The organism is Halorussus salilacus (assembly GCF_024138125.1).
GTDB classification, from domain to species: Archaea; Halobacteriota; Halobacteria; order Halobacteriales; family Haladaptataceae; genus Halorussus; species Halorussus salilacus.
The window spans coordinates 2,972,976-2,997,483 of sequence record NZ_CP099993.1; the positions used below are offsets into that span (position 1 = coordinate 2,972,976).

Consider the following 24,508-nt stretch of genomic DNA (forward strand, 5'->3'; position numbering starts at 1 on the left):
GGGACCGAGGGACGGACGTGACCGGAGACGACACGCCCCTCGGGAGGCGCTCGTACCTCCGCGGTCTCGGGGCGACCGCGGTCGCGGCGTCGCTCGCGGGCTGTGGCGACTACCTCCCGGACCGCGAGACAGACGAGACCACCCGCGAGACGCCCGAGGAGACGCCGGAGACGACGACCGACGGCGCTCCCGAGAGTCGGACGACTGACGAGACGACCGGGGAAACGACCGAGGAGACGGTCCACGAGGAGGCCGACCGGTTCGAGACGGTCGTGAACGTCGCCGACGCGGGCGCAGACGCCTCGGGCGAGCAACCGATAAACGGCGTCCTCGACGAACACCTCGCCGACGATACGATGCTGTACTTTCCGGAGGGCCGCTACCGGCTCGACCAGTGGGAGGTCACCGGCTACACCAACCTCGGGCTGGTCGGCGACGGCGCGGTCCTCGTGCCGCCCGAAGAGCGTTACTGGCTGTTGTTCGGTGAGCTCCGGGACCTCCTCGTGGAGGGGTTCACCTTCGACGGCAGCGCCGACGGCGTCGCGCCCACCAACCACCTCGCGGTGACGGGCGGCGAGAGCGTGGTGCGGGACGTGACGTGGCGCGGCCATCGGAGCAAGCCCCGGACCGGCTTCGCGGTCGCCGCCGAGTCGGAGGACGCAGACCTCCTGTTCGAGAACGTGAGCCTCCCCGACGGCTCGACCGGCGGCCACGCCGTCTTCGCGTTCCCCCGGAGCGTCGGACGGCTCACCTTCCGGGACTGCCGGGTCGAACACTGGGCGGAAGGGCTGTACGTCTCGTACCACTCGGGCCCGTTGCGGGTGATAGGCGGCTACTACGCCAACAACGGCATCCAGCAGGTCCGGGTCGGCGGGGGCCACGCCGGGGCACTCGTCCGGGGTGTGACCGTCCGGGTCGACGACCCCCGCCAGCCCCAGCACAAGCCCAACATGCGCGGCATCTGGATGGAGGAGGGCGGGAGCGTCCGGGTCGAGAACTGCGATATCGCCGTCACCGACCTCTCGGGGACCTACAGTTCGGGCGCGATAGTCGTCGGCAAGGAGTTCGGCGCGGCCACCATCGAGAACACTCGTATCCGGACCGACGCCGACGCCTACGGGATACTCGTCCGCGACCCCGTCGAGGAGGTCGACGAGGACTCGATGCCGAGCATGGACCGCCTGCCCGACGACTGGGAGGTCACCTGCCGGAACGTCCGGATTACGGGCAGCGCCCCGGAGGGGACCGCGGTACGGGTCGACCGTCGAGACGACTGCGTCTTCGAGAACGTCTGTATCGGCCACGACCGGGGCTCCCGAGACGGCGTCGCCGTCTCGGGAGCCCAGGGGTGTGCGGTCCGGGACTCGACCATCGACGTGCCCGGCGCGACCATCGCCACCGACGAGGCCACTGTCAAGACCTCCCGCGTGCGCGAGCGCGGCGGGTGTGAAGAGTAACGAGAAAGGCCGACCTACCGGAGCTTCTTGTACACGCTCGACAGCGCGCTGGTCACTCGCGTCCCGTTCTCCACGCTGTAGTACGACCGGAGTTCGGGCCCGAACTTCGCCTTGTAGCCACAGAGCCGTTCCTCGTTCGCGCCCACGAGGTCGTAGCGCTCGACGCCCCGGTCCATCGCGTCGGTCATGATGGCCCAGTCGACGAGGTCGTTGACCGGCAGGTCCCGGTCGTGCTTCGCGCCGCCCTGCCACCGGTAGACGGTGTCGCCGGACTCCAGCGCGACCATCCCGCCCGCGAACTCGCCGTCTATCTCGCAGGCGTAGGGCCGGACCGCGCCGTCGGGCAGGCGGTCGTAGAGGTCCGAGACGAACGCCGGGGTGACGCCGTAGGACTCGTCCTGCTCGTCGTGGCGGGCACGGACCTGCGAGACGACCGCCTCGATCTCGTCGTGGCCGCCCTCGTAGACCCGGTAGTCGCCGTCGGTCCGGATGTTGTTGCGCGCGTCGCTGGAGAAGGACATCAGCACCTCCTCCTCGCCGGGCGTGAGGTCGACCTCGTAGGTGTGGCGCACGTCCACGTCGAAGTCGTTCCACTCGAACGGCCGGACGTCGCGGTACGCGGCGTCCGGGCGTATCTGGACGTACTTCGGGCCCAGCTCCCGGTCTATCCAGTCGAGACACCCCCCGACGAACCGCTTGTTCCGGCGCTCGGCCTTCCGGCGCTTGAGCTTCTCCTGATTCAGGAGCGCGGGACCGAGGTACGACACCCACAGGCCCGGCGCGGGCGAGAACGCCATCGTCATCCCGCCCTTCCGGGTCTCGAACACCGGGAACAGCCCGACCGGCTCTTGGCCCTTGTACCCCACCAGCGGGTGGAGGTCGGCGTCGGCGTGGTCGGCCTGGACGGAGAGCGCCTCCCGGTAGTGGAAGACGTTGGCCTCCGGCGACCGCTCGACGAGGTCGTTCCACCTCGCGAGGTCGTCTTCGTCGGCGCGTCCGATGCTGATGCCGTCCTTCTCGATGGTGGCGCTCATGTTATTCGAGGTATCCGAGGTCTGCGAGTCGCGCTTCGACGTCGTCGTCGTCCGTTGCCACCCGCTCGTCGGCGTCGAACGCGGGGTAGGCCTCGGTGCCCGCCGCCCCGACGGCGGGCAGGACCGACCCGTCCATCCGGTCGCCCGCCGGGAGTCCGAGGGTCGCCAGCACGGTCGGGGCCACGTCGAACAGGTGCGCGCCCGCGAGGTCGGCGTCGGCGTCGACGCCCTCGCCCGCGAGGGCGACGACGCCCTCGCGCTTGTGGTTGTACGGTTCGCTCGGCGGGCCGAACCGGCCGTCGCCGACCCGCGTCGAGAGGAACTCGTCGAAGTCGGCCGGAACCGTCACCACGTCGGGCGCGCGCTCGACGTGGGGACCCGAGAACACCTCCTCGCGCCGGGCGACCCGGTCGAACACCGGGTCGCCGTCGGGGGTCTCGACGCTCGATAGCATCGCCACGAGGTCGTCCCGGACCTGCTCGTAGTCGTCTGGCGAGACGATTCCGTCGGGCTCGCGGCCCGCGAGGTTGACCCGGACCCCGAGTTCGATGCGGTCGCGCATGTACGCGACCGACTCGGGGAAATCGACCTGCTCGGCCGCCCGGCGCGCCACGTCGGCGGGCACGCGCTCGGCGACGAAGTCGGCCGCGCCGACCGCGTCGAGCGCGGCGTGGATGCGCTGGCTGGTCAGCCCGACCTTCGCGCCGAGGGCGAGACCGCGGGCCGTCACCGACGGCCCGCGGTCCTCGTCCTCCGCTTTCCCGGACTCGCCCTTCCGGAGACGGTTGGTGGCGATGGTCGACCACGTCGGCATCCCCTCGCCCTCGGTGGTGGTCTCGACCAGCCCCTGCTCGCGGAGGAACTCGTTGACCCGGAACTCGTGGCCGGTGTACTCGCCGATTCCGTGGTCGCTGGCGACGACCACGGCGTCGGGGTCGCAGGCGTCTATCACCTCGCCGACCTGCTCGTCGACCGCCTCGTAGACCGCCCGGACCGCTTCGTCGTCGCCGGGGAGCTCGTGGAAGACGGTGTCTGTCTGCTGGAACTGGACGAACCCGAAGTCCGGGTCGTACCTGTCGGCGAGGTACCGGAACGCCGCCCCGCGCATCCCGACCAGCCGCCGGTACCACTCGACCTTCTCGTCGCGGCCCGAGGCGTCTCGGGGCGCGTACACCCGGTAATCGCCGATTTCCGCTCGCACGTCCGACAGAAGTCCTTCGGGGTGACACTCGGGGTCCTCCGGCGCGGTGTAGCCCGGAATCACCGCGCCGTCGACCTCGCGGGGCGGGTGGGTCACCGGCGCGTTCACCACGACGCTCGACTTCCCGTGGTAGTCGAGTATCTCCCAGACGGTCCGCTCGCGGACGTGGGTGGCGTTCACCACGTCCCAGTCGTAGCCGTCGAACGTCAGGAAGCCGAAGACGCCGTGCTTGCCGGGGTTGACCCCGGTGTAGACGGAGGGCCACGCGCTCGGGGTCCACGGCGGAATCTGGGACCGGAGCGGTCCGTCGGCTCCGTTCTCGAACAGCGACCGGAGGTTCGGCACCGCGCCGTCCTCGAACAGGGGGTCGAGGACCGACCGGCACCCCGCGTCCAACCCGAGTAACAGGGTGTCCACGTCTGCCTGTGGGCGATCAGCCATGTGTCGGTATCCACCGCGCGTTCGGCCTTTGTTATGGGCCGTCTGTCAGCCCGAAGAGGGGGACTTATGCCGGAATCGGGGAGTTATGCTCCTGTTACCGACGAACGTTCGGCGAGAAATCGTCCGTTTCGACGGTTCCGTTTCGACCGTTCCGACCCGGCCATAACACTTAAATTGGTAATCTAGCCTTGAAACAGAATCGGTACCTTTTTGAAGTGGTAATCTCGCATTGAACAGTACATGGCACGCGACAAGACGGCACGCGAGAACGATTCCGAACAGTCCCTCCTCGACCGACGCGCGTACCTCAAGATGGCGGGCGCGGCGGCGGCGTCGGTCGCCGCGGTCGGTGCGACGACGAGTCGCGTCGACGCGGCGGATTACGAGACCATCGAGGTCCCCGCCGGTTCCCGCGAGACCATCAGGATCGGCGGCGGCGAGACCTTCGAGAACAAGCTCATCGACATCTCGGCCGACGGCGCGCACTTCCGCGTGGTCACCAGCGGAAGCGGCTGGACCATCCGGAACGTCGGCGTGAAGGGACAGAACTCCGATACGTCGGACACCTACAGTTGCTTCGCGCTCCAGTGTGACTCCGGCGGCGAGGGGCTCGTCGAGAACCTCTACATGGGCGACGGTTCGGTCGACCGCTGCGGCCACGCCGCCATCGGCGGCTACGGCAACGCGGGCCACGTCACCCTCCGGAACGTCCACGTTCAGGGCTGGGGTGCCGACGGCATCTACCTGTCCCAGCCGGGCGTCGAGGGCAACTCCGGCGGGACGTTCACGGTCGAGAACGCGTTCGCGAAGAACAACAACATCGAGAACATCCGGATCGGCACCACCGGTAGCGTCATCCGCGATTCGGTGGTCCACGTCGAGGGGACCGACCCGGTCCCGTCGAACGAGAGCGGCCAGAAGGCTCCCCGCGGCGTCTGGCTCAAGGAGCAGTCGGGCCTCGAAGTCGAGAACTGCGACATCAAGGTCAGCGGCGCGGACGCGGTGTTCGCCAACGACGGCGGTTCGGGTACCCTGACGGACTGCCGGGTCGACGGCTCCATCAGCGGCGACGTCCAGACCCAGAACGTCACCGAGGGGGCCGACGTCACCCCGCCCGAGGGCGTCCCGATGTCGGCCGAGGAGGCCGCGTCGGGAGGCACGAGCGAGGGGAGCAGTAGCGACGAACCGCAGACCACCGAGGAATCCGACGACGAGGAGGATAGCGAGGGAGACCTCCTCGAACTCGTCTCGGGCGAGGACACCTCGGGCGTCCGCTACGAGTTCACGGTCGAAGGTAGCGTCGAGAAACACGAGTCGGGCGACAACGCCGCCGAGAGTAGCGACGAGATAACCGAGAACGGCGACGGCACGGTCACGGTCTCGGGCGTGGCGGGCAACGGCTACGGCGACGCCTTCTACGTGAACGGCGCGGTCACCGCGATGGACCTCGACGAGAGCGACTGGACCCTGCGGTACGACGGCGAGGAGGTCTCGGTCGACGAACTCACCCTCCCCAAGAAGCTGGTCATCGACGGGAGCAACCGCCCGAACGCGGTCTCCACCTACACCTTCGAGGTCAGCGGCAAGGCGCGAAAGAGCGCCGACATCGGCTCCATCAACGACTACGACACGGTCGAAGACGGCACGATCTCCGGGCGGGTCGTCGGCGGCAAGGACGGCTACCGGTTCTCGGGCGACGTCACCGGCTTCGAACTCGACGGCCCCGCGAACGTCCGAGTCGAGGACGATTCGTAGGCTCGGACCACGGCCACTCGGTCTCCGCGATTCGGTTCCGATTTTCGCGGTTCGACCCGTTTTCGCGGTCAACTCCGTTGCGCGCACACGCGCTAGATACTATAAATATCCCATCTGCTTCAGGTGTTCGCGCGCCTGCTCGTCGACCTCCTCGGTCTGCTTGCGGTGGTAGGCGCGTCCGGACCGCTCGGCGACGACCTCCTTGCGCTCGTCGTAGTCGGCGACGAACCACGGGACCCGGACCATCTCCTCGGTGTAGACGCGCTCGGGGTGGCCGTAGCTCTTGATGGGGATGGGGAACTCGCGCTCGCCGAGCAACATCCCGTGGTCGGCCGTGAGGACGGTCTTGCCGGGAAGGTCGTCGAGCAGGTCCTCGACCTCGTCGAGGACCAATTCGAGGTTCTCGCGGTAGACGTACCTGAGCGCCTGCTCGGGAACGTCGATGCGGCCGAGGAACTTGTCTGCGAGGGGGTTCGGACGGTAGTCGGGAAACAGCTCCCTGCCCCTCTCGCCGAGGTACGGCGCGTGGGGCTGGACGAAGTGGACGAACAGCCGCTTTCTCGGGTACCGCTCGGCGGCCTCGCGGGCGCGCTCGGCGACCGGACCCGGGGGAACGCCGTCGTCGCCGTAGTCGATGGAGTCCGACCACACGTCGAGCACGTCGTGGAACTCCGCGTCGATGTCCTCGCGCCAGACGCTCTGCTGGTAGAAGATGGTCGAACCGGTGACGTAGACGGTGTCGGTCAGGTCCCGGCCGTCGACGGTGCCCCTGAGGAACTCCGCGGTCGCCGACCCCGGCGACGTCCGCGACTCCAGACTCCCCGGCACGTCGTAGTCGGGGAGCACCGCCCGGAGCGCGTCGTACCGACAGCCGTCGAGGATGAGGAGGTTGTCCCAGTCCTCCTCTAAGAACGAGTCGCCGTCGGTGTTGTACTCCCGGTTGCCCAGTCGGGTCCAGTAGAGCCGGTTGAGTTCGCGCAGGGCGGCGTTGGGGTGGTCGAGCCCCGCCCGGAGCTGGTCGAGCGAATACATCGCTCGACGCTTCCACGCCTCCGTGCTTTGTTATTCCCCGGTTATGCTGAGGTTCGGCGCACTCCCCGGTCGTGTTTGAGGCCGTCGCGCTCGCGCGGTCGCTGGCGCGCGGCCCTCGGCCGCGCGCCAGCGACGACCGCTATCCGGTCGGCCTCGACGCTCCCGGCGCTGGGTGAGCGCTCGGGGAGTGAGTGGCCGGAGACGAGCGCCCGGCGGCGAGCGTTCGGAGACGACCGCTCGGGATACCCGAGGCGGGCGGCGCGCGATGCGCGCGCCGCCCGCCGGTCGCCCGGAATCCCGCGCCGCGCGAGACGGACCGGTCCGTCTCGCGCGGCGTATCGGTCGCCTTCCCGACCGAAACTACACCGTAACGGGTCGTTGAATCACCGTTGTACACCGTTTCACCCGGCCCCCGGTCGGTTGTGCGACGTTTCGGACGTTGCGCGCGACCGTTCGGCCGACGGCCGTTACACTTAAATTGGTAATGGAGCATTGAACGGAAGTCGGAATCTTTTTGAATAGGCAACCTCGCATTGAGAATTGCATGGCACGCGACGATACGGCACGCGAGCACGACACCGAACGCTCCCTCCTCGACCGACGCTCCTACCTCAAGCTGGCCGGTGCGACCGCGGCGGCCGTCGCCGGGGCCGGGGCGTCGGCCACCGCAGGCGCGTCCTCCTACGACACCATCGAAGTCTCCGCTGGCGAGAAGCGCACCATCTCCGTCGGCGACGGCGAGACCTTCGAGAACAAGCTCGTCGACATCTCCGCCGACGGCGCGAGCGCTATCATCACGGCCACCTCCGACGACTTCACCATCCGGAACGTCGCCTTCAAGGGCGTCCACCCCGGTGAGGAGAACTTTCTGAAGCTCTGCGTCCCGAGCGAGGGCTCGACCGGCCTCGTCGAGAACGTCTACTTCGGCGACGGCGCGGAACCCGGCTCGAAGGGTGGCATCTACGTGACCTCCTCGCCCGCCCACAACGGCGAACTCACCTTCCGGAACCTCCACGTCGCGCACATCTCCAACAACGCCCTGTACGGTAGCGGCCCCGGCTACAAGGGCCAACCCGGCGTCATCCACGTCGAGGACTCGTACTTCTTCAGTTCCAACATCAGCAACGTCCGACTCGGGTCGCCCGGCGGCACAAGCCACGTCCGGAACACCACGGTCCACGTCGACGACTCGGTCCCCGGTTGCGACATGAACTGCTCGTCGTCGGGCGCGGTCAACGCCCGGGGCGTGTGGGCGTGGGCGGGCGAGGTCGAACTCCACGACTGCGACGTTCAGACCAACGACTACGGGTCGAACCTCGCCACCAAGGACGGCGGCTCCATCACCCAGAACGGCTCGCGAATCGGGTCCGAGGCCGACACCGAACCGCCCGAGGGCGTCCCGATGTCGGCCGAGGAGGCCGCCAGCGGCGGCTCGGAGTCCGGCGAGGACTCCGAGAGTTCCACCAGCGACTCGTCGGACGACGATTCCTCGGGGAGTTCGGACTCGGGCACCCTGCTCGAACTCGTCTCGAACGCCGACCGCGAACTCGGCTACGAGTTCGCGGTCGAGGGGTCGGTCCGCAAGCGCACCACCGCCGAGGACGGCGGCTACGTCGCCGAGGACGACGACGAGGTCTCCGAGAACGGCGACGGCACGGTCACGGTCACGGGCGGCGTCGCGGGCGAGGGCCTCGGCGACGCCTTCGTGGTCGAGGGGTCGGTCACCGCGATGGACCTCGACGAGTCGAACTGGACGCTGCGGTACGGCGGCGAGGAGGTCTCGGTCGCCGACCTGACCGAGGGCGGCACGTCCGACTCCGGCGGAAGCGACGACTCCGCGGGCGACGGCGAGGACGAGGAACTCTCGAACGTCATCGTGTTCAGCGGTGAAAACCGACCGGACGCGGTCAGCACCTACGAGTTCAGCGTCTCGGGCGACATCGAGAAGGACGGCGAACGCGGCTCGATAAACGCCTACGACACCGTCTCCGGGAACACCGCCCGGGGCCGCATCGTCGCGGGCAAGGACGCCTTCCGGTTCTCCGGGTCCATCACCGACTTCGCGCTCGAAGGCGCTGCGGTCGTGGAGGTCCACGATGGCTCGAACTGACGCGCAGGTCGGACGCGAGCGCTGGCAGTCGGTCCCCCGCGACCCCGAACCCGAGGACCTCGGTTACGAACTCGACGACTGGGAGGTCATCAGGGCCCGCAAGGACGACAGGGGTCACCTGATGTTCCTGCCCGAGAGCGAGGACATGTTGCGCGAGGAGGCGTTCATCGTCGCCGACGACTGCTCGGTCTGCGACGTGGTCGACCGCATCTAGGTCGACTCGACCAGCGTGCTCGCCTCCGCGAACAGGTCGTCGGCCCGGTCGTCGCGGCGGGCCTCGGCGGTCACCCGGACGAGCGGTTCGGTCCCACTGGCCCGAATCAGGAACCACCCGTCTTCTCCTTCCACCCGGACGCCATCCAGCGTGTCCACCCGCTCGTACTCCGCGACCACGCGCTCGCCGACCCGCGCCATCACCTCCTCCTTCCGGTCGGTCTCGACGCTCCCGCGCCGCAGCGGATACGTCTCGACTGCGCCGACCAGTTCCGCGAGCGGCCCGCGGGCTGCCACCAGTTCGGCCAGCCGACACGCCGCCAGCGGGCCGTCGGGACACAGCGTCTCGTCGGGCCATATCCACGCGCCGCTGGGTTCGCCGCCGAACGCCACGTCGGGGTCGGTCGCGCGCTCGGCGACGTACACGTCACCCACGCGCGTGCGCGAGACCGACACGCCCCGGGGTTCGAGCAGGTCGGCGACCGCGAGGCTGGTGTCGACCGGCGCGGCCACCCGTTGGCCCTCGCTCGCGGCCTCCCGGGCGAAAAGCGCGAGCAACACGTCGCCCGAGACGAACTCGCCGTCGGCCGTGACCGCCCGCATCCGGTCGGCGTCGCCGTCGTGGGCGATTCCGAGGTCGGCGTCGGTCGCCGCGACCACCGAACACAGCGTCCGGCAGTTCTCGGCGGTGGGTTCGCTCGGCCGGGCGGGGAAGCTCCCGTCGGGCTGGGCGTTCAGCGTCTGAACGTCGTGGCCGAGCCGGTGGAGGGCGTCGGCGGCGACGCCGCCGACGCCGTTGCCCACGTCCACGACTATCGAGAGGTCGCCGGATTCGGTGGTCGCTCCGCTGTCGGTGCGGCGGTCGGGGCCAGCGGCGTCGCCGCGCGCGGCGACGCCGACGGTCCCGACCGCCTCGACCAGCGCGTCGGCGTGGCGCTCGGTCGCGCCGTCCCACTCGCCGACCGCGCCGAGTTCGTCCCACGCCGCGAGGTCGAACTCGCCCTCCCGGACCCGCCGGGCGATGGCCTCGCGCTGGGACTCGTCGAACGCCTGTCCCGAGGGGTTCCAGAGCTTGAGACCGTTGTCGGGCGCGGGGTTGTGGCTGGCGGTCACCATCAGGCCAGCGTCGGCGTCGCGCCACCCGACGCTGCGGGCGAGCGTCGGGGTGGCGACCGCTCCGAGATGAATCGCGTCGGCACCGCACTCCCGGAGCCCGGCGACCGCGGCGTCGGCGAGCATCCGCCCGCTCTCGCGGGCGTCGCGGCCGACGACGACGCGGTCGGAGCCCTCGGTCGCGAGCGCCCGGCCCACATCGAGCGCGAGGTCGCAGGTCACCTCCTCGCCCACCCTCCCACGGATGCCGCTCGTCCCGAACATCTCAGTGCTCCTGCCCGTCGGCGCGGCGGAGTTCGGGCGGCGTGCCGACCTCGCCGCCGCGACGGAACTTCAGGAAGTGGACGACGGCCGAGACGCCGAACGCGACGAGGATGACGGTCGCCAGCACCAGTCCGGGGATGAGACCGAACGGCGGGACCTCCAGCCACACCGCGGCGACCAGAAGCGAGCTGACCCCCACCAGTGCGAGGTAGTAGCGGTCCCACGGAAACTCCTCGCGGGACACCTCGCCGAGATAGATGTTCAGGTCGCCCGCCCGTTCGCCGAGTCGGACCACGCCCGCGTCGCGGTCGTACTCCACGATGTCGGCCTCGTCGAGCTTCGGGAGGTGGGTCTGGTAGAGCGAGATGTACACCCGCTTTCGCTGTTCGGTCGTCAGCGCCGCAGTGGTGGTCTCGTTCTCCCACGCCGCGACCTGCTCGGTGAGGTCCGAGAGCTCGGTCTCGCCGCCCTCCCGGCGGAGGTAGTAGAGCGCGTACCGCCGCCGCGGGCTCTTGAGGACCTCGAACACCTCGTCCTGGGAGAGCTCTTCAGCGCGAGGCATGTTCCCGTGGCCGCGGGCCGGTCGTCGGGGGCGATACGTCTGCTGAGCCACCGGGGTGGGTAGAGTTCCGCAGGTGAGACCGCCGCATACCCTCGATATTGGGACGTTGGCACTTTGTTACCCATGTGCTGTTCGGCGGTAATCCGCCGGTACGTCCGGGTAGGCTGGCGTCACCCCCGAACGCTCGGACGCTCCGACACGAACACGATGTCGTTGCGACCCCCGAGTCGTCAGCCGCCCGTATTCGCCGGATACGGCGGCGATAAGCCCGCTCTACGGGGCGTCCAAGCGGCGTATAACAAAGAGGCGCGCAGGGCATGGACGGGATAACGCCCGGCCTGCCGTCCGGCAGTATTCGGGCAGTTCGACTGACCTACTATGATTCCGCTATCGACTCCGACCGCTCGACTGGATACTCGACCGGACGCCACCGAGGTGGTCGTCCGTGGCTGAGGCCGACGCGCGGGCCGAGGACGGCCCGCTCGACCCCCTCCTGGGCGACGACTGCACGGTCGCGCCCGACGCGACCGTCGGCCACCGCCACGCCGCCGACGCCGCGCCGCCGAGGTTCGGCGACCGCGCGACCGTCCGCTCGGGCAGCATCGTCTACTGCGACGTGGAGGTCGGCGACGACTTCACCACCGGCCACAACGTCCTCGTCCGGGAGGATACCACGATTGGCGACGACGTGGTGGTCGGCACCAACACCGTCGTCGACGGCACCACCGCCATCGGCTCGCACGTCAGCCTCCAGACGGGCGTGTACGTCCCGACGAACACCGCCATCGGCGACGAGGTGTTCGTCGGCCCCTGCGCGGTGCTGACCAACGACCCCCACCCGATTCGCGAGGCGGTCGACCTCGAAGGACCAACCCTCGAAGACCACGTCTCGGTGGGCGCGAACGCGACCCTCCTGCCCGGCGTGACCGTCGGGGAGGGGTCGTTCGTGGCGGCGGGCGCGGTCGTCACCGAGGACGTGCCGCCCGAGACGCTCGCGGTGGGCGCGCCCGCCGAGCACCGCCCGCTTCCCGAGGTCCTCGAAGGGGGGAACCAGATCGCATGAGCCACATCCCCATCGCCGACCCCGAACTGGGCGAGCGCGAGGTCGAGGAGGTCGTCTCCGTCCTCGAATCCGGGATGCTGGCCGACGGCCCCCAAGTCCGGGCGTTCGAGGAGGAGTTCGCCGACTTCTGCGCAGCGAGTCGGGGCGTGGCGACCAGCAACGGGACGACCGCGCTCCACGCCGCGCTCGAAGCCCTCGACGTCGGCGCGGGCGACAAGGTGGTCACCTCGCCGTTCTCGTTCGTCGCGTCGGCGAACGCGATTCGACTCGCCGGGGCCGAGCCCGTCTTCGCCGACATCGACCCCGACACCTTCACCCTCGACCCGGTCGCGGTCGAGGAGGCCGTCCGCCGGGAGGACGACGTGGCCGCGGTGATGGCGGTCCACCTCTACGGCCTCCCGGCCGACATGGACCACCTGCTGGACGTCGCCGACGACTACGGCCTCGCCGTGGTGGAGGACGCCGCGCAGGCCCACGGCGCGACCTACCGCGGGCGGCGCGTGGGGTCGTTCGGCGACGCCGCCTGCTTCTCCTTTTACCCGACCAAGAACATGACCACGGGCGAGGGCGGGATGATAACCACCGACCGCGACGACGTGGCCGAGAAGGCCGAAAGCTTCGCCAACCACGGGAGACCGCCGGAAGGCGGCTACGAGCACGTCCGGGTCGGTCACAACTTCCGGATGACCTCGATGGCGGCCGCCATCGGCCGGGTCCAGCTCGACCGACTGCCCGACTACAACGAGGCACGCCGCGCGAACGCGGCGTACCTCTCGGACGCGCTGGCCGACGCCGACGCGGTCACCCCGAGGGTCCCCGACGACCGCAGCCACGTCTACCACCAGTACACGATTCGGGCCGACGACCGCGACGGACTCGCCGACTTCCTCGCCGACGCGGGCGTGGGCACGGGCGTCTACTACCCGACCCCGATACACGAACAGCCTGCCTACGCCGACGCTGAGACCGCGAATCCGGTCGCCGAGCGAACCGCCGACCGGGCGCTGTCGCTGCCGGTCCACCCGAACGTCACCGAACAGAACCTCAGAACCATCGCTTCCGCCATCAACGACTATGAACGCTGAACGTCCGAACGCCGTCAACGCCGCGGTCGTCGGCGTCGGCAACATGGGTCGCCACCACGCCCGCGTCTACAGCGAACTGCCCGACGTGAACCTCGTGGGCGTCTACGACGTGGACGACGCGACCGCCCGGGAGGTCGCGGAGGCCCACGGCACGCGCGCGATGAACATGGAGGCGTTGCTCACCGCCGCCGACGTCGCGTCCGTGGCGGTGCCGACGCCGTTCCACGCCGAGATCGCCGAGGAGTGCATCGACCACGGCGTCGACGTGCTGGTCGAGAAGCCCTTCGTCGAGGACCCCGAGGTGGGCCGCGACCTCGTCGACCGGGCCGACGAGGCGGGCGTCACGATACAGGTCGGCCACGTCGAGCGGTTCAACCCCGCCATCCGGGCCCTCTCCGACATCGTCGCCGACCTCGACGTGATCGCGCTCGACACCCGGCGGCTCGGCCCGCCGCCCGAGGGCCGCCAGCTCGACCAGAGCGTGGTGCTCGACCTGATGATACACGACATCGACGTGGTGCTGTCGATACTCGGCGAGGACCCCCACGAGGTGAGCGCTCACGGCGCGAAGGAAAACCAGTACGCCACCGCGACCCTCGGGTTCGGCGACGACACCGTTGCGTCGCTGACCGCGAGCCGCGTGACCCAACAGCGGGTCCGAAAGCTCGGCATCACCGCCGAGGAGTGTCGGGTCAACGTCGACTACGTCGACCGCTCCATCGAGATTCACCGCCACTCGCTGCCCGAGTACATCGAGGACAACGGCGACGTGCGCTACCGCCACGAGAGCATCGTCGAGCGCCCCACGGTCGAGACCGGCGAACCCCTCAAGAACGAGCTTCGAGCGTTCGTCTCGGCCGCGGTCGACGGGACCGAGCCGGTGGTCTCGGGCGAGGACGGCCTCCGGGTGCTCGAAATCGCGCGCGAGATCGACCGCATCGCTCGCGGCGAGGCCGTCGAACCCGAGGTGAGCGCCCGATGAGCGTTCAGGTCCACACCCTCTACGGCAGCGACGCGCCCGAGCGCGACCAGCGCGCGGCGTTCCGGTCGGGACAGGTCCCGGTCGCGGTGTACGGTCTGGGCAAGATGGGCCTGCCGCTGGCGGCGGTGTACGCCGATGTGTCGGGCAACGTGGTCGGAGCCGACGTGGACCGCGAGGTGGTCGAGACCGTCAACGCCGGGGGGTGTCACGTCAAGCGCGAACCCGGCCTGCCCGAGCTGGTCGCCGACCTCGTCGAGGTCGGCGACCTCGAAGCGACCGACGACCCCGCCGCGGCCGCCGCCGACGCCGCGGTCCACGTCGTCATCGTGCCGACGCCCATCACCGACGGGAAGGAGGCCGACCTCTCCATCCTGAAGTCGGTCGTCGAGGACATCGGCGCGGGACTCGACCCCGGCGACCTCGTGGTCGTGGAGTGTACGGTCCCGCCCCGGACCTGCGAGGACGTGCTCGCGCCCCTGCTCGCCGAGGCGGCGGGCCACGAGGAGTTCGGGCTGGCGTTCTGCCCCGAGCGGACCTCCAGCGGTCGCGCGCTGGATGACATCCGCGGGGCCTACCCCAAGGTCGTCGGCGGAATCGACGACGAGAGCACCCGCGCGGCCGAACTCGTCTACGACCAGCTCACCGACAACGAGGTGCTCGCGGTCTCGGACGCCACCACCGCGGAGGCGGTGAAGGTGTTCGAGGGGCTCTATCGCGACGTGAACATCGCGCTGGCGAACGAGCTGGCCACCTTCACCGACGAACTCGGTATCGACGTGAACGAGGCCATCGAGACCGCCAACACCCAGCCGTTCTGCGACATCCACTCGCCCGGGGCCGGCGTCGGGGGTCACTGCATCCCCTACTACCCGTACTTCGTCATCAACGAGTTCGACGCCGAGGCCCGACTCCTCCGGACCGCCCGCGAGGTCAACGACTCGATGCCGGGCTTCACGGTCGAGACGCTGGTCCGCGAACTCGACGCCGAGGGAGTCTCGCCCGGCGACACCACGGTCGCGCTGCTGGGACTGACCTACCGACCCGGCGTCGAGGAGACCCGCGCGACGCCCGCCGGACCCATCGCCGAGCGCCTCTCGGCGCTCGGCGCGGAGGTGCTCGCGGTCGACCCGATGCTCGACGACGCCGAGGGGTTCGCGGCCGAGAAGGTCTCTCAGGAGGAACTCTACGACCGCGACCTCGACGCCGCCGTGCTGGTGACGGCCCACGAGGAGTTCGACCGCATCGAGTGGAAGGGATTCGACCCGCTGGTCGTGGTCGACGGCCGCCAGAGCCTCGACCTCGCCGACACCGACCACCGCGTCTACACCATCGGGAGCGGGTGAGAATGTACCGAGAGAAGACCGTCGGCGTCGTCGTCCCCGCGTACAACGAGGAGGGGTTCGTCGGCGAGGTGATAGACACGATTCCGGCGTTCGTCGACCGGGTGTACCCGGTCGACGACTGCTCGACCGACCGAACGTGGGCCGAGATTCGCGCCCACGCCGACCGACTGAACGACTCCGAACGACCCCTGAACGACTCCGAACGACCCGTGACCGACGGTCACGGCAGGGAGCTACGTCGGGCCGACTCGGGCGGCGGCGCGACCGACGGGGGAGCGACCGACGGGTCGGTCGTCGGCGACGCCGACGACCGACCCGCCCGCCGGGTCGTCGCGCTGCGCCACGAGGAGAACCGCGGCGTCGGCGCGGCCATCAAGACCGGCTACCGGCGGGCGCGCGAGGACGGGATGGACGCGGTCGCGGTGATGGCTGGCGACGGCCAGATGGACCCCGACTACCTCCCCCGCGTGCTGGACCCCGTCGTCTCGGGGCGGGCCGACTACGCGAAGGGCAACAGGCTCCTGCTGAAGTCCTACCGCGAGGAGATGTCCGACTGGCGGTTGTTCGGCAACGCACTGCTCACGATGCTCACGAAAATCGCGAGCGGATACTGGAAGATGATGGACCCACAGAACGGCTACACCGCGATATCCCACGACGCGCTCGACGCGCTCGACCTCGACTCGATATTCGACGACTACGGCTTCGCCAACGCGATGCTCGTCCACCTCAACGTGGCCGAGATGCGCGTGGCCGACGTCCCCATGCCAGCGAGGTACGGCGACGAGGACAGCGACATCCGCTACTCGACGTTCGTCCCCCAGCTCTCGGCACTGCTGGCGCGCGGCTTCGGGTGGCGGCTCACCACAAAGTACCTCGTGCGGGAGTTCCACCCGCTGGCGTTCCTCTACGGACTGGGGGTCCTCGGGACCCTCGCCGGGCTGTACGGGTCGGTGCGCGACCGGGTTCGCGGCGAGCGCGGGTGCGGGCCCGCGACCGCGCTGGTCGGCCTGCTCTCGGGCGTGCTGGCGATGGCGTTCGACCGCTACGAGAACGACGACCGCTACGTCCGGACCGACCCGGAGGCGGGCGAAGCCAGCGTCGGGACCGACCCCGAGGAGGGCGAGCAATGAAGGTCCTCACCGTGGTCGGGGCGCGCCCGCAGTTCATCAAGGCCGCGCCCGTCTCCCGGGCGGTCCGCCGGACCCACGAGGAGGTGCTGGTCCACACCGGCCAGCACTACGACGAGGAGATGTCCGACGTGTTCTTCGACGAACTCGGGATTCCGGAGCCCGACGACAACCTCGGGGTCGGCTCCGACGACCACGGCGCGCAGACCGCCGAGATGCTGGTCGGACTGGAGGGGAAGATCGCCGAGGAAGACCCCGACGCGGTGCTGGTCTACGGCGACACCAACTCCACGCTCGCGGCGGCCGTCGCCGCCTCGAAGATGGACCCCGCGCTGGCCCACGTCGAGGCCGGACTCCGGAGCTACAACCGCGAGATGCCCGAGGAGATAAACCGGGTGCTGACCGACCACGCCGCCGACCTCCTCTTTGCGCCCTCGGCGCGGGCGGTCGAGAACCTCCGCGCAGAGGGCGTCGCGGGCGCGGTCCACGGCACCGGCGACGTGATGTACGACGCGGTGCTGTGGGCGCGCGACCGGGCGGCCGACCACTCGACCGTCCTCGACGACCTCGGCCTCGCGGCGGGCGAGTACGTGTTGGCGACCGTCCACCGCGCGGCCAACACCGACGACCCCGACCGGCTCGCCGCCATTCTGGACGCGCTCGCCGAGGATTCGCGCGAGGTCGTCCTCCCGGCCCACCCCCGGACCGTCGAGCGCATGGAGGAGTACGGCATCTACGACGACGCCGAGACGCGACTCACGCTGACCGACCCGGTGGGCTACCTCGACTTCGTTCGCCTGCAGGACTGCGCCGAGGTGGTGGCGACCGACTCGGGCGGCGTCCAGAAGGAGGCGTTCTTCCTCGACACGCCCTGCGTCACGATGCGCGAGGAGACCGAGTGGCGCGAGACGGTCGAGGCGGGGTGGAACACCCTCGTGGGGGCCGACGGCGACGCCATCCGGCGCAACCTCGCGACCGCCGAGGTTGCGCCGGACAAACCGCGGCCGTACGGCGACGGCAACGCGGCGGCGACCATCGCGGGCCTGCTCGACGATGTCTGAGAACGGCGGCCTCCCGGTGGACGCCGAGTTCGCCCTCCTGCTGACTCACGACGTGGACCGGCCCTACAAGTCGGTGCAGGGCCTCTACCACGCGGTGGAGCGACGCGACCCTCGACAGCTCAAGTCGCTTCTGCCGGGGGTGAACCCGTGGTGGCAGTTCGACGACATCACGCAACTGGAGGACTCGCTCGGCGTCCGGTCGGCGTTCTACTTCCTGCGCGAGAAGCACGTCTTCGAGCGCGACCTCTCGGACTGGCTCGACCCCTTCTACTGGGTCGAACACGCGGGCCGGTACGACGTCGAGACCCCCGAGATGCGCGACCTGCTCGCCCGCCTCGACGAGGGGGGATGGGAGGTCGGCCTCCACGGCTCGTACGACTCCTACGACGACCTCGACCGCCTCCAGTTCGAGAAGGCCCGACTGGAGGCCGCGCTCGGCGACGAGGTGGTCGGCGTCCGCCAGCACCACCTCAACCGCGGGCCCGACACCTGGGCCCACCACCGCGAGATCGGGCTGAACTACGACGCGAGTCCGGGGTCGAGTTCGGAGTACGGATTCGACCGCGGCTATCGGCCCCTCCGTCCGTTCGACGACGAGTTCGTGGTGTTCCCGCTGACCCTGATGGAGGCCGCGCTCCCCGACCCCGGCGAGGCGTTCGACCGGGCGTGGGGGGTCTGTGCCGACCTGCTCGACGAGGCCGCCGACAACGACGCGGTGATGTCGGTGCTGTGGCACCCCCGACTGTTCACGGAGGCCGACTTCCCCGGCTACCGCGAGCTGTATCGCCTGCTGGTCGAGCGCGCGCTGGAGATGGGCGCGTGGGTCGGCCCGCCGGGCGACTACTACGACCTGCTCGACCATCCCGACGGGAGTCGGACCGACGACCGGCCCGGGGTCGGTGACGGACCCCCGCCCGAAATCGAGGGGCGCCTCGCCGACGGCTCCGGACAGGAGTCGCTTACGCGCCCACAGGCGGAGGATAACAAAGTGCAAACCGGCGCTAACGGTGAGCCAACAGGATGAGAGTCGAGCAACTCGAACTGTCGGAGTGGGAGTCGGCGCTACCGAGCGACGGCTTCGAGGTGTTCCACCGCCCCGAGGCCCTAGAGGTCGTCGACCGCCACACGGACGCCGAGATGAAACTGTTCGGCGGGTTCAAGGGCCAGCAGCCCATCGCGCTCCTGCCCGCGTTCGTCCAGCGAAAGTCTGTCGGAACCGCGGTCACCTCGCCGCCGCCGGGGCTCGGAATTCCCCGCCTCGGGCCCATCGTGATGCCGACCAGTCCCAAGCGGCGCAAGCAGGAGAAGGTCAATCAGGAGTTCACCGAGACGGTCCTAGCGCAGGTCGGCACCGACCTCGGACTCGACGAGCGACTCGCGCGTGCCGGGGTCGAGTCGCCGATGGCCGAGTCGGTCCTCGACCGACTCGACGTGGACTCGCGGCTGACGCTGTTCCGGATGGTCTGCAGTCCCGACTACGCCGACCCCCGGCCGTACGCGTGGGGGAACCTCCACGTCGAACCCAACTTCACCTACCACCTCGACCTGAACGGTCGGGACACCGGGCAAGTACGCAAGTCGTTCTCCAAGAGCCTCCGCCGGGAGATACGCGACGCCGAGGACCTCGACGTGACCGTCGAGACCGAGGGCGTCGAGGGCGCTCGCGACGTGTTCCGCGCGACCGAGCGCCGGTACGCCGAGCAGGACGAACCGTTCTCCCAGACGTGGTCGTACGTCCGGGACCTGTTCGACGCGCTCGGCGAGCGCGCCCGGTCGTACGTCGCCCGCGACGCCGACGGCGAGTACCTCTCGGGCATCACGGTCCTCTACTCCGACGACGCCGCCTACTTCTGGCAGGGCGGCGCGAAGGCCATCTACGAGGGGACAGCGGTCAACAGCCGCATCCACTGGCGGATCATCGAGGACATCGTCGAGGACCCGCCGGTCGAGTCGGTCGACACCTACGACCTGATGGGCGCGAACACCGAGCGGCTCTGTCGGTACAAGGCGAAGTTCGGCGCCGACCTCGTTCCCTACTACGTGGTCGAGTCGTCGGGACCAGCGATGGACGTCGCCAAGCGGGCGTATCAGTTGGTTCGGTAACCGTTTCTGGCGTCCTTCGGGCTCTCGGAGCCGAACGCGTCGGATAGGTGGCGACTCTGTAGGAAATCCGATAGCTTAACAGGCGAATTACAAAGGTTCCAATCCGCAAAGGTACCCGACGGAGCGGTTACGACGACCGCAACGGGGGAGAATGAGGGTCCTGAGCTTAGTGCCGAACGATGCGACGTTTCATCGCCAGGAGACCGCGGCGCTCGCCGACGCGGGCGTCGAGCGGACCGTGATGACCGTCCCGGGCGACCCGCGCGAGCGGTCGGTCGCCGACTACCTCCGGTTCGTTCCGCGGGTGATTCGAGAGTCGAGCGAGGGGTACGACCTCCTCCACGCCAACTACGGCCTCACCGCGCCCGCTGCGCTCGCCCAGCGTCGGCTTCCGGTCGTGCTGTCGCTGTGGGGGTCGGACCTGCTGGGCGAGTACGGCTGGCTCTCGAAGGCCTGCGCCCGCCGCTGCGAGGAGGTGGTCGTCATGTCCGAGGGGATGGCGGCCGAACTCGACTGCCCGGCCCACGTCCTCCCGCACGGCGTGGACGGAGACCGGTTCCGACCCGTCCCGAAATCCGAAGCCCGCCAGAGTGTCGGCTGGTCGGCCGACGCCCGCCACGTCCTGTTTCCCTACGCCCCCGACAGGCCGATAAAGGACTTCCCGCGGGCGGGTCGGGTGGTCGAGGCGGCCCGCGAGCGCGTCGACGCGCCGGTCGAACTCCACGTCCTCGGCGGTGTCGACCACGCCGAGGTCCCGGCATACATGAACGCCGCCGACGCGCTCCTGCTGACTTCCGAGCGCGAGGGCTCGCCGAACGTCGTCAGGGAGGCGATGAGCTGTGGCCTCCCCGTGGTCGCGACCGACGTGGGCGACGTGCGCGAGCGACTCGACGGCGTCTCGCCGTCGGCGGTCGCCGACACCGACGGGGGACTCGCCGGGGCGCTCGCCGACCTCCTCGTCGACCCCCGCCGGTCGGACGGCCGGGAGGCGGTCGCCGACCTGCGGGTCGAACGCACAGCCGAGCGCCTCCGGGCGGTGTACGAACTCGCGCTCGACCGCGGAGGAATCGGCGTCGAACCAACCCCGACATAGAACGACAGCGAGAACCGATGGCCCACCGAACCACCACCGAGAAACCGACAGACGAACCGAGTGAGCGACGACCGCGGCGGTCGGACCGTCGGCCCCGACGCGCGCGCGTCGGGGCCGACGGTCCGACCGAGTCCCGAATCGGCACCGATTTCGAGAGCGAGTCGGGAACCGAACCCGGACCCGACTCGGGAACCGAACCCGGACCCGACTCGGGGCCCGGAATCGGCCCCGGCGCGACGACCCACGGGAGGCGACGGTGAACGTCGTCGTCACCGTCCAGCATCCCGCTCACGTCCACTTCTTCAAGCACGTCGTCCCGGCGCTCCGGGCGCGGGGCCACGAGGTCCACGTCTTCGCCCGCGAGAAGGACGTGGCGCTCGACCTGCTCGTCCACTACGACATCGACCACACCGTGCTGGCGGGCAAGCCCCGCTCGCTCGGCGGCCTCGCCCGGACGCAGGCGACCTACGAGTACCGGCTCTGGAAGGCGGCCGAGCGAATCGACCCCGACGTGATGACCGCCATCGGCGGGACCGCGGTCGCGCACGTCTCGCGGCTGGTCGGGGCCCGCAGCGTGGTGTGGCTCGACAACGAGGGCATCCTCGCCCACCGCATCACCACGCCGTTCGCCCACCGGGTCTGCACGCCCATGGGGTTTCGCGACGACTTCGGTCCCAAGCACGTCCGATACGACGGCTTCCAGGAGCTCGCGTACCTCCACCCCGACCGGTTCGACCCGGACCCCGGCGGGCTCCGGGCCCACGGCGTCGACCCCGACGCGAAGTACGCCGTCGTCCGGTTCCGGGAGTGGTCGGCGCTGCACGACGTGGGCGAGGCGGGCTTCTCGGGCGGCGACAAGCGCCGACTCGTCGAGTCGCTCGCCGACCACGGCCGGGTGTACGTCGTGAGCGAGAGTCGGCTCCCGGCGTCGTTCCGGGACCACCGCCTGCCGGTGAGGCCCCATCTGGTCCACGACCTGCTGTTCTACGCCGACCTCTACGTCGGCGACTCGGCCACGATGTCGACCGAGGCGGCGTTGCTCGGCACGCCCGCGGTTCGGTGCCAGTCGTTCGCCGACGGTCAGGACATGTCGAACTTCGTGGAACTGGCCGATCACGGCCTGCTCCGCTCGACCGCCGACGGCCGCGAGGCGGTCCGAGAGGCCGAGACGCTCGCCCGCAGCGACGTGCAGACGGCGTGGAGCGAGCGACGGGCGCGACTGCTCGACGGGAAGATAGACGTCGTCGAGTTCGCGGTCCGACTCCTCCTGAGCGAGGCCGGGAGAGCGGGCGGTGAGCCCCCGGCCCGCTCGTCGGCGTCGCGCGACCGCGACGCCGACGAGCGGGTGGTCGCGACCGATTAGCGGCCCTCGCGACCGCTCGGCGGCTCTCGGGACCGGTCAGGCCATCGCTTCGAGTTCGACCGCGTCGTCGGACTTGAGCCACGCGCGGTTGTTCTGCGTGTCGTAGACCACGGTCGCGCCGAGTTCGTCGTCGAACGCGACGTACCGCTCGGTCTCGGGGCGTTCGCGGTCGCTGTCGTCGTCGCTTTCGTACGTGGAGGTCATGGGGTGTCGCCCACTTCGGTCGGGTTAGTGGGTTTCTATCGTTGACATCCTCCCCGCGCTAAAGCGCGAGGATTCCTCCGTTGGGGGTTCGGCTACCGACCCACGGAGGCAACTTGCGGGTTCGTGCGCACTTCTTTGGGACTGTCGTGAGGGTATGGTTTCCCCGACCAGTCGTGGTCGTCCCACTCGAATCGCACGGGCCGTGCCATCGGCCTGACTTCGCAATCGCTGTTTTCTCGAAGGAACGTCTCTGACGCCGTGAGGTCGGCGTGTCCCTCGAAGCCACACGGACACGTCAGCGTATCCTCATGGCGAACCGTCTCCTCGTGGTCGCCACACTCGGGACACGTCTGACTTGTCCACGCTTCCGACTCGACTTCGAGGCTGATGCCGTATTCCTCACAGACACACGCGAGACGGTGGATGAACTTCTTGAACGCCCAGAAGTTGTGCGTCTTTTCGTTCACCCTGACCGACCAGTGCGTTTCCAGCACGTCGGTCAAGTCGCCCACGTACACCGTCGCCACGCCCTCGTCGTACAGCCGTTCAACGAGGTCGCGCACCAGCGCGTTCTGTGCGTGGTCACGGCGTTTCGTCCGCTGTCGGTACATCCGTCGAATCCGTTTTGAGGAGTAGCGTCCCTCTCGGAGTTTCGACTGGAGGCGGGCGATTTCGTCTGTCGTCTCGCGGAACCGACGGAACAACTCCCGACCGTCGTAGAGGTACTGGTTCCCAGTGGTCGTGGAACACGCGGCGAGATTGTTTGCGCCAACGTCGAGGGCGGCTTCTTCGGAAGCCAGTGGTGAATCCAGTCGAGAATCAGGTACGGTGACTGGTTGGAAAGCCCTGAACGTGTCGCTAACCTCGTCGTACTCAAGTTCCAGACGACCCTGTTTGCCGTCCCATTTCGGATTGCCTCGGACTTCGAGGCGGAGTCGTTCGTTGTAGCCGAGTCCGTATTCGTCCTTCAGTTCTTGCCCGACCGGAATTTCGAGACGACTACGCTTGCCCCACTGAATCGTGTACTGGTCGTTGCGGATGTAGGTGCGGAGTTCGCGTCCGTCCTCCTCGTTACCCCAGTACGACGGCGGGTTGGCGTACTCGCCGTTCTCCTTGAGGGCGAAGAACGACCGCCACGCTTCCGAGTTTTTGCGCGTGACCTGTTGGACAGTCGCGCTTCCGACGACGCCGTTGTAGTGTCCTCGATACTCGGATGTGTCCCACACGTCGCCGTCACCGAAGTAGTTCTGACGACGTTCGTAGGTCAGTTCGTTCCACAGGGAAGCGGAGGCGTCGAGTAGACGGAGGAGACACTCTTTGTCGTTCTCGGTCTGTGGAACCACCTCGAAAGTGTTGACCCGCTTCATGCGTCATCACCCTCCTGTTCAGCGATGTATTGTTCGACAGCGCCTTTCGAGGTACTTCCAGCCGTTCCGACGTAGTACGAACGAGTCCACTTCACGCGGTCGTCGTACCGCTGGTTATACTTCCGCGCCGAGATCCCCTTGACCCAGTTGACGATGAGTGACGGGGCGTTTTTCGGTGGGCTTCCGATAAACAGGTGTACGTGGTCAGGCATGACCTCGGACTCGGCCAGTTCGAGGCCTTTGTCCTCGCAGATTTCCGCGAAGATGGCTTCGAGACGTTCCTTCGTCTCCCCCGTCAGGTGCGAACGCCGATATTTCGGCACGAACACTATGTGGTAGTAGAGTTCGTATTTCGCGTGACGGGTACTCTTTACCATCTATGCATACTATCATGGTCAGTCGGCTTAAAGATTGCGTTGGAACCCCGTCTGTGCTGTCGTCGGTGGATGAATACTGTTGGTCGGCTTCATCCCCACCCTGAAGGGCGAGGCTTTCGCCTCGAATTTTCCATAAGTGTTACCATGACACTACC

22 protein-coding genes are annotated in these 24,508 nt (G+C 68.9%); 14 read left to right on the top strand and 8 right to left on the bottom strand.

From position 1 onward, the window contains the following. The first annotated feature begins 17 nt into the window (after positions 1-17). Positions 18-1,457, top strand: a complete 1,440-nt coding sequence (locus NGM10_RS15310; RefSeq protein WP_253480265.1) for a right-handed parallel beta-helix repeat-containing protein — start codon at positions 18-20, stop codon at positions 1,455-1,457. Positions 1,458-1,471: 14 nt separating this feature from the next. Here NGM10_RS15310 and NGM10_RS15315 read toward each other — a convergent pair whose 3' ends face one another. Next, the gene (locus NGM10_RS15315; protein WP_253480267.1) at positions 1,472-2,491 is read right to left on the bottom strand and encodes a lipid II:glycine glycyltransferase FemX; all 1,020 of its coding nucleotides are present in this window, start codon (positions 2,489-2,491) and stop codon (positions 1,472-1,474) included. A 1-nt stretch (position 2,492) separates the two neighbouring features. Next, positions 2,493-4,133 carry an alkaline phosphatase family protein gene (locus tag NGM10_RS15320; protein ID WP_253480269.1) on the bottom strand — a complete coding sequence of 547 codons (1,641 nt, stop codon included), beginning with the start codon at positions 4,131-4,133 and terminating at the stop codon, positions 2,493-2,495. Positions 4,134-4,373: 240 nt separating this feature from the next. Between NGM10_RS15320 and NGM10_RS15325 the strand changes: the two genes are divergently transcribed. Then, complete coding sequence (locus NGM10_RS15325; protein WP_253480271.1) at positions 4,374-5,888, top strand: right-handed parallel beta-helix repeat-containing protein; 1,515 nt, start codon at positions 4,374-4,376, stop codon at positions 5,886-5,888. Between the two features lie 99 nt (positions 5,889-5,987). Here NGM10_RS15325 and NGM10_RS15330 read toward each other — a convergent pair whose 3' ends face one another. After that, positions 5,988-6,920: an alkaline phosphatase family protein gene (locus tag NGM10_RS15330; protein ID WP_253480273.1), complete on the bottom strand. Its 933-nt coding sequence runs from the start codon at positions 6,918-6,920 to the stop codon at positions 5,988-5,990. A gap of 544 nt (positions 6,921-7,464) precedes the next feature. Between NGM10_RS15330 and NGM10_RS15335 the strand changes: the two genes are divergently transcribed. Together NGM10_RS15335 and NGM10_RS15340 are read left to right on the top strand one after the other, a co-directional pair. After that, positions 7,465-9,030 carry a hypothetical protein gene (locus NGM10_RS15335; protein ID WP_253480275.1) on the top strand — a complete coding sequence of 522 codons (1,566 nt, stop codon included), beginning with the start codon at positions 7,465-7,467 and terminating at the stop codon, positions 9,028-9,030. Further along, positions 9,017-9,244 carry a hypothetical protein gene (locus NGM10_RS15340; RefSeq protein ID WP_253480276.1) on the top strand — a complete coding sequence of 76 codons (228 nt, stop codon included), beginning with the start codon at positions 9,017-9,019 and terminating at the stop codon, positions 9,242-9,244. Before NGM10_RS15335 ends, NGM10_RS15340 begins: the two co-directional genes overlap by 14 nt. On the opposite strand, the gene glmM is transcribed toward NGM10_RS15340, so the two are convergent. After that, the gene (glmM, locus tag NGM10_RS15345; RefSeq protein ID WP_253480279.1) at positions 9,241-10,620 is read right to left on the bottom strand and encodes a phosphoglucosamine mutase; all 1,380 of its coding nucleotides are present in this window, start codon (positions 10,618-10,620) and stop codon (positions 9,241-9,243) included. The two genes, NGM10_RS15340 and glmM, sit on opposite strands and share 4 nt — an antisense overlap. 1 nt (position 10,621) lies before the next feature. Beyond that, entirely contained in the window at positions 10,622-11,182 is a 561-nt protein-coding gene (locus tag NGM10_RS15350) for a DUF7344 domain-containing protein (protein WP_253480282.1), read from the bottom strand. A gap of 493 nt (positions 11,183-11,675) precedes the next feature. On the opposite strand from NGM10_RS15350, the gene NGM10_RS15355 reads away from it, so the two are divergent. The 10 genes from NGM10_RS15355 (at position 11,676) to NGM10_RS15400 (ending at position 22,405) form a co-directional block, all read left to right on the top strand. Beyond that, the gene (locus NGM10_RS15355; RefSeq protein WP_253483888.1) at positions 11,676-12,245 is read left to right on the top strand and encodes an acyltransferase; all 570 of its coding nucleotides are present in this window, start codon (positions 11,676-11,678) and stop codon (positions 12,243-12,245) included. Further along, positions 12,242-13,330: a DegT/DnrJ/EryC1/StrS family aminotransferase gene (locus NGM10_RS15360; RefSeq protein WP_253480284.1), complete on the top strand. Its 1,089-nt coding sequence runs from the start codon at positions 12,242-12,244 to the stop codon at positions 13,328-13,330. Before NGM10_RS15355 ends, NGM10_RS15360 begins: the two co-directional genes overlap by 4 nt. Next, positions 13,320-14,312: a Gfo/Idh/MocA family protein gene (locus tag NGM10_RS15365; protein ID WP_253480287.1), complete on the top strand. Its 993-nt coding sequence runs from the start codon at positions 13,320-13,322 to the stop codon at positions 14,310-14,312. The genes NGM10_RS15360 and NGM10_RS15365 overlap by 11 nt, the downstream gene beginning before the upstream one ends. Continuing rightward, on the top strand, positions 14,309-15,655 hold the full coding sequence (locus tag NGM10_RS15370; protein ID WP_253480290.1) for a nucleotide sugar dehydrogenase: 1,347 nt from the start codon (positions 14,309-14,311) through the stop codon (positions 15,653-15,655). The genes NGM10_RS15365 and NGM10_RS15370 overlap by 4 nt, the downstream gene beginning before the upstream one ends. Positions 15,656-15,657: 2 nt before the next feature. Next, positions 15,658-16,788 carry a glycosyltransferase family 2 protein gene (locus NGM10_RS15375; protein WP_253480292.1) on the top strand — a complete coding sequence of 377 codons (1,131 nt, stop codon included), beginning with the start codon at positions 15,658-15,660 and terminating at the stop codon, positions 16,786-16,788. Then, positions 16,785-17,846: a non-hydrolyzing UDP-N-acetylglucosamine 2-epimerase gene (gene wecB, locus NGM10_RS15380; protein WP_253480295.1), complete on the top strand. Its 1,062-nt coding sequence runs from the start codon at positions 16,785-16,787 to the stop codon at positions 17,844-17,846. The genes NGM10_RS15375 and wecB overlap by 4 nt, the downstream gene beginning before the upstream one ends. After that, entirely contained in the window at positions 17,839-18,870 is a 1,032-nt protein-coding gene (locus NGM10_RS15385) for a polysaccharide deacetylase family protein (protein WP_253480298.1), read from the top strand. The genes wecB and NGM10_RS15385 overlap by 8 nt, the downstream gene beginning before the upstream one ends. Next, positions 18,867-19,949 carry a GNAT family N-acetyltransferase gene (locus NGM10_RS15390; RefSeq protein ID WP_253480301.1) on the top strand — a complete coding sequence of 361 codons (1,083 nt, stop codon included), beginning with the start codon at positions 18,867-18,869 and terminating at the stop codon, positions 19,947-19,949. The genes NGM10_RS15385 and NGM10_RS15390 overlap by 4 nt, the downstream gene beginning before the upstream one ends. A gap of 151 nt (positions 19,950-20,100) precedes the next feature. Continuing rightward, entirely contained in the window at positions 20,101-21,042 is a 942-nt protein-coding gene (locus NGM10_RS15395; protein ID WP_253480304.1) for a glycosyltransferase, read from the top strand. Positions 21,043-21,298: 256 nt separating this feature from the next. Then, positions 21,299-22,405, top strand: a complete 1,107-nt coding sequence (locus tag NGM10_RS15400) for a DUF354 domain-containing protein (RefSeq protein WP_253480307.1) — start codon at positions 21,299-21,301, stop codon at positions 22,403-22,405. Positions 22,406-22,441: 36 nt separating this feature from the next. On the opposite strand, the gene NGM10_RS15405 is transcribed toward NGM10_RS15400, so the two are convergent. The 3 genes from NGM10_RS15405 to tnpA form a co-directional block, all read right to left on the bottom strand. After that, positions 22,442-22,609 carry a DUF7331 family protein gene (locus tag NGM10_RS15405; protein WP_253480310.1) on the bottom strand — a complete coding sequence of 56 codons (168 nt, stop codon included), beginning with the start codon at positions 22,607-22,609 and terminating at the stop codon, positions 22,442-22,444. A 92-nt stretch (positions 22,610-22,701) separates the two neighbouring features. Then, complete coding sequence (locus tag NGM10_RS15410; RefSeq protein ID WP_253480313.1) at positions 22,702-23,976, bottom strand: RNA-guided endonuclease InsQ/TnpB family protein; 1,275 nt, start codon at positions 23,974-23,976, stop codon at positions 22,702-22,704. Further along, positions 23,973-24,353 carry an IS200/IS605 family transposase gene (gene tnpA / locus NGM10_RS15415; protein ID WP_253480316.1) on the bottom strand — a complete coding sequence of 127 codons (381 nt, stop codon included), beginning with the start codon at positions 24,351-24,353 and terminating at the stop codon, positions 23,973-23,975. The genes NGM10_RS15410 and tnpA overlap by 4 nt, the downstream gene beginning before the upstream one ends. Positions 24,354-24,508 lie beyond the last annotated feature (155 nt).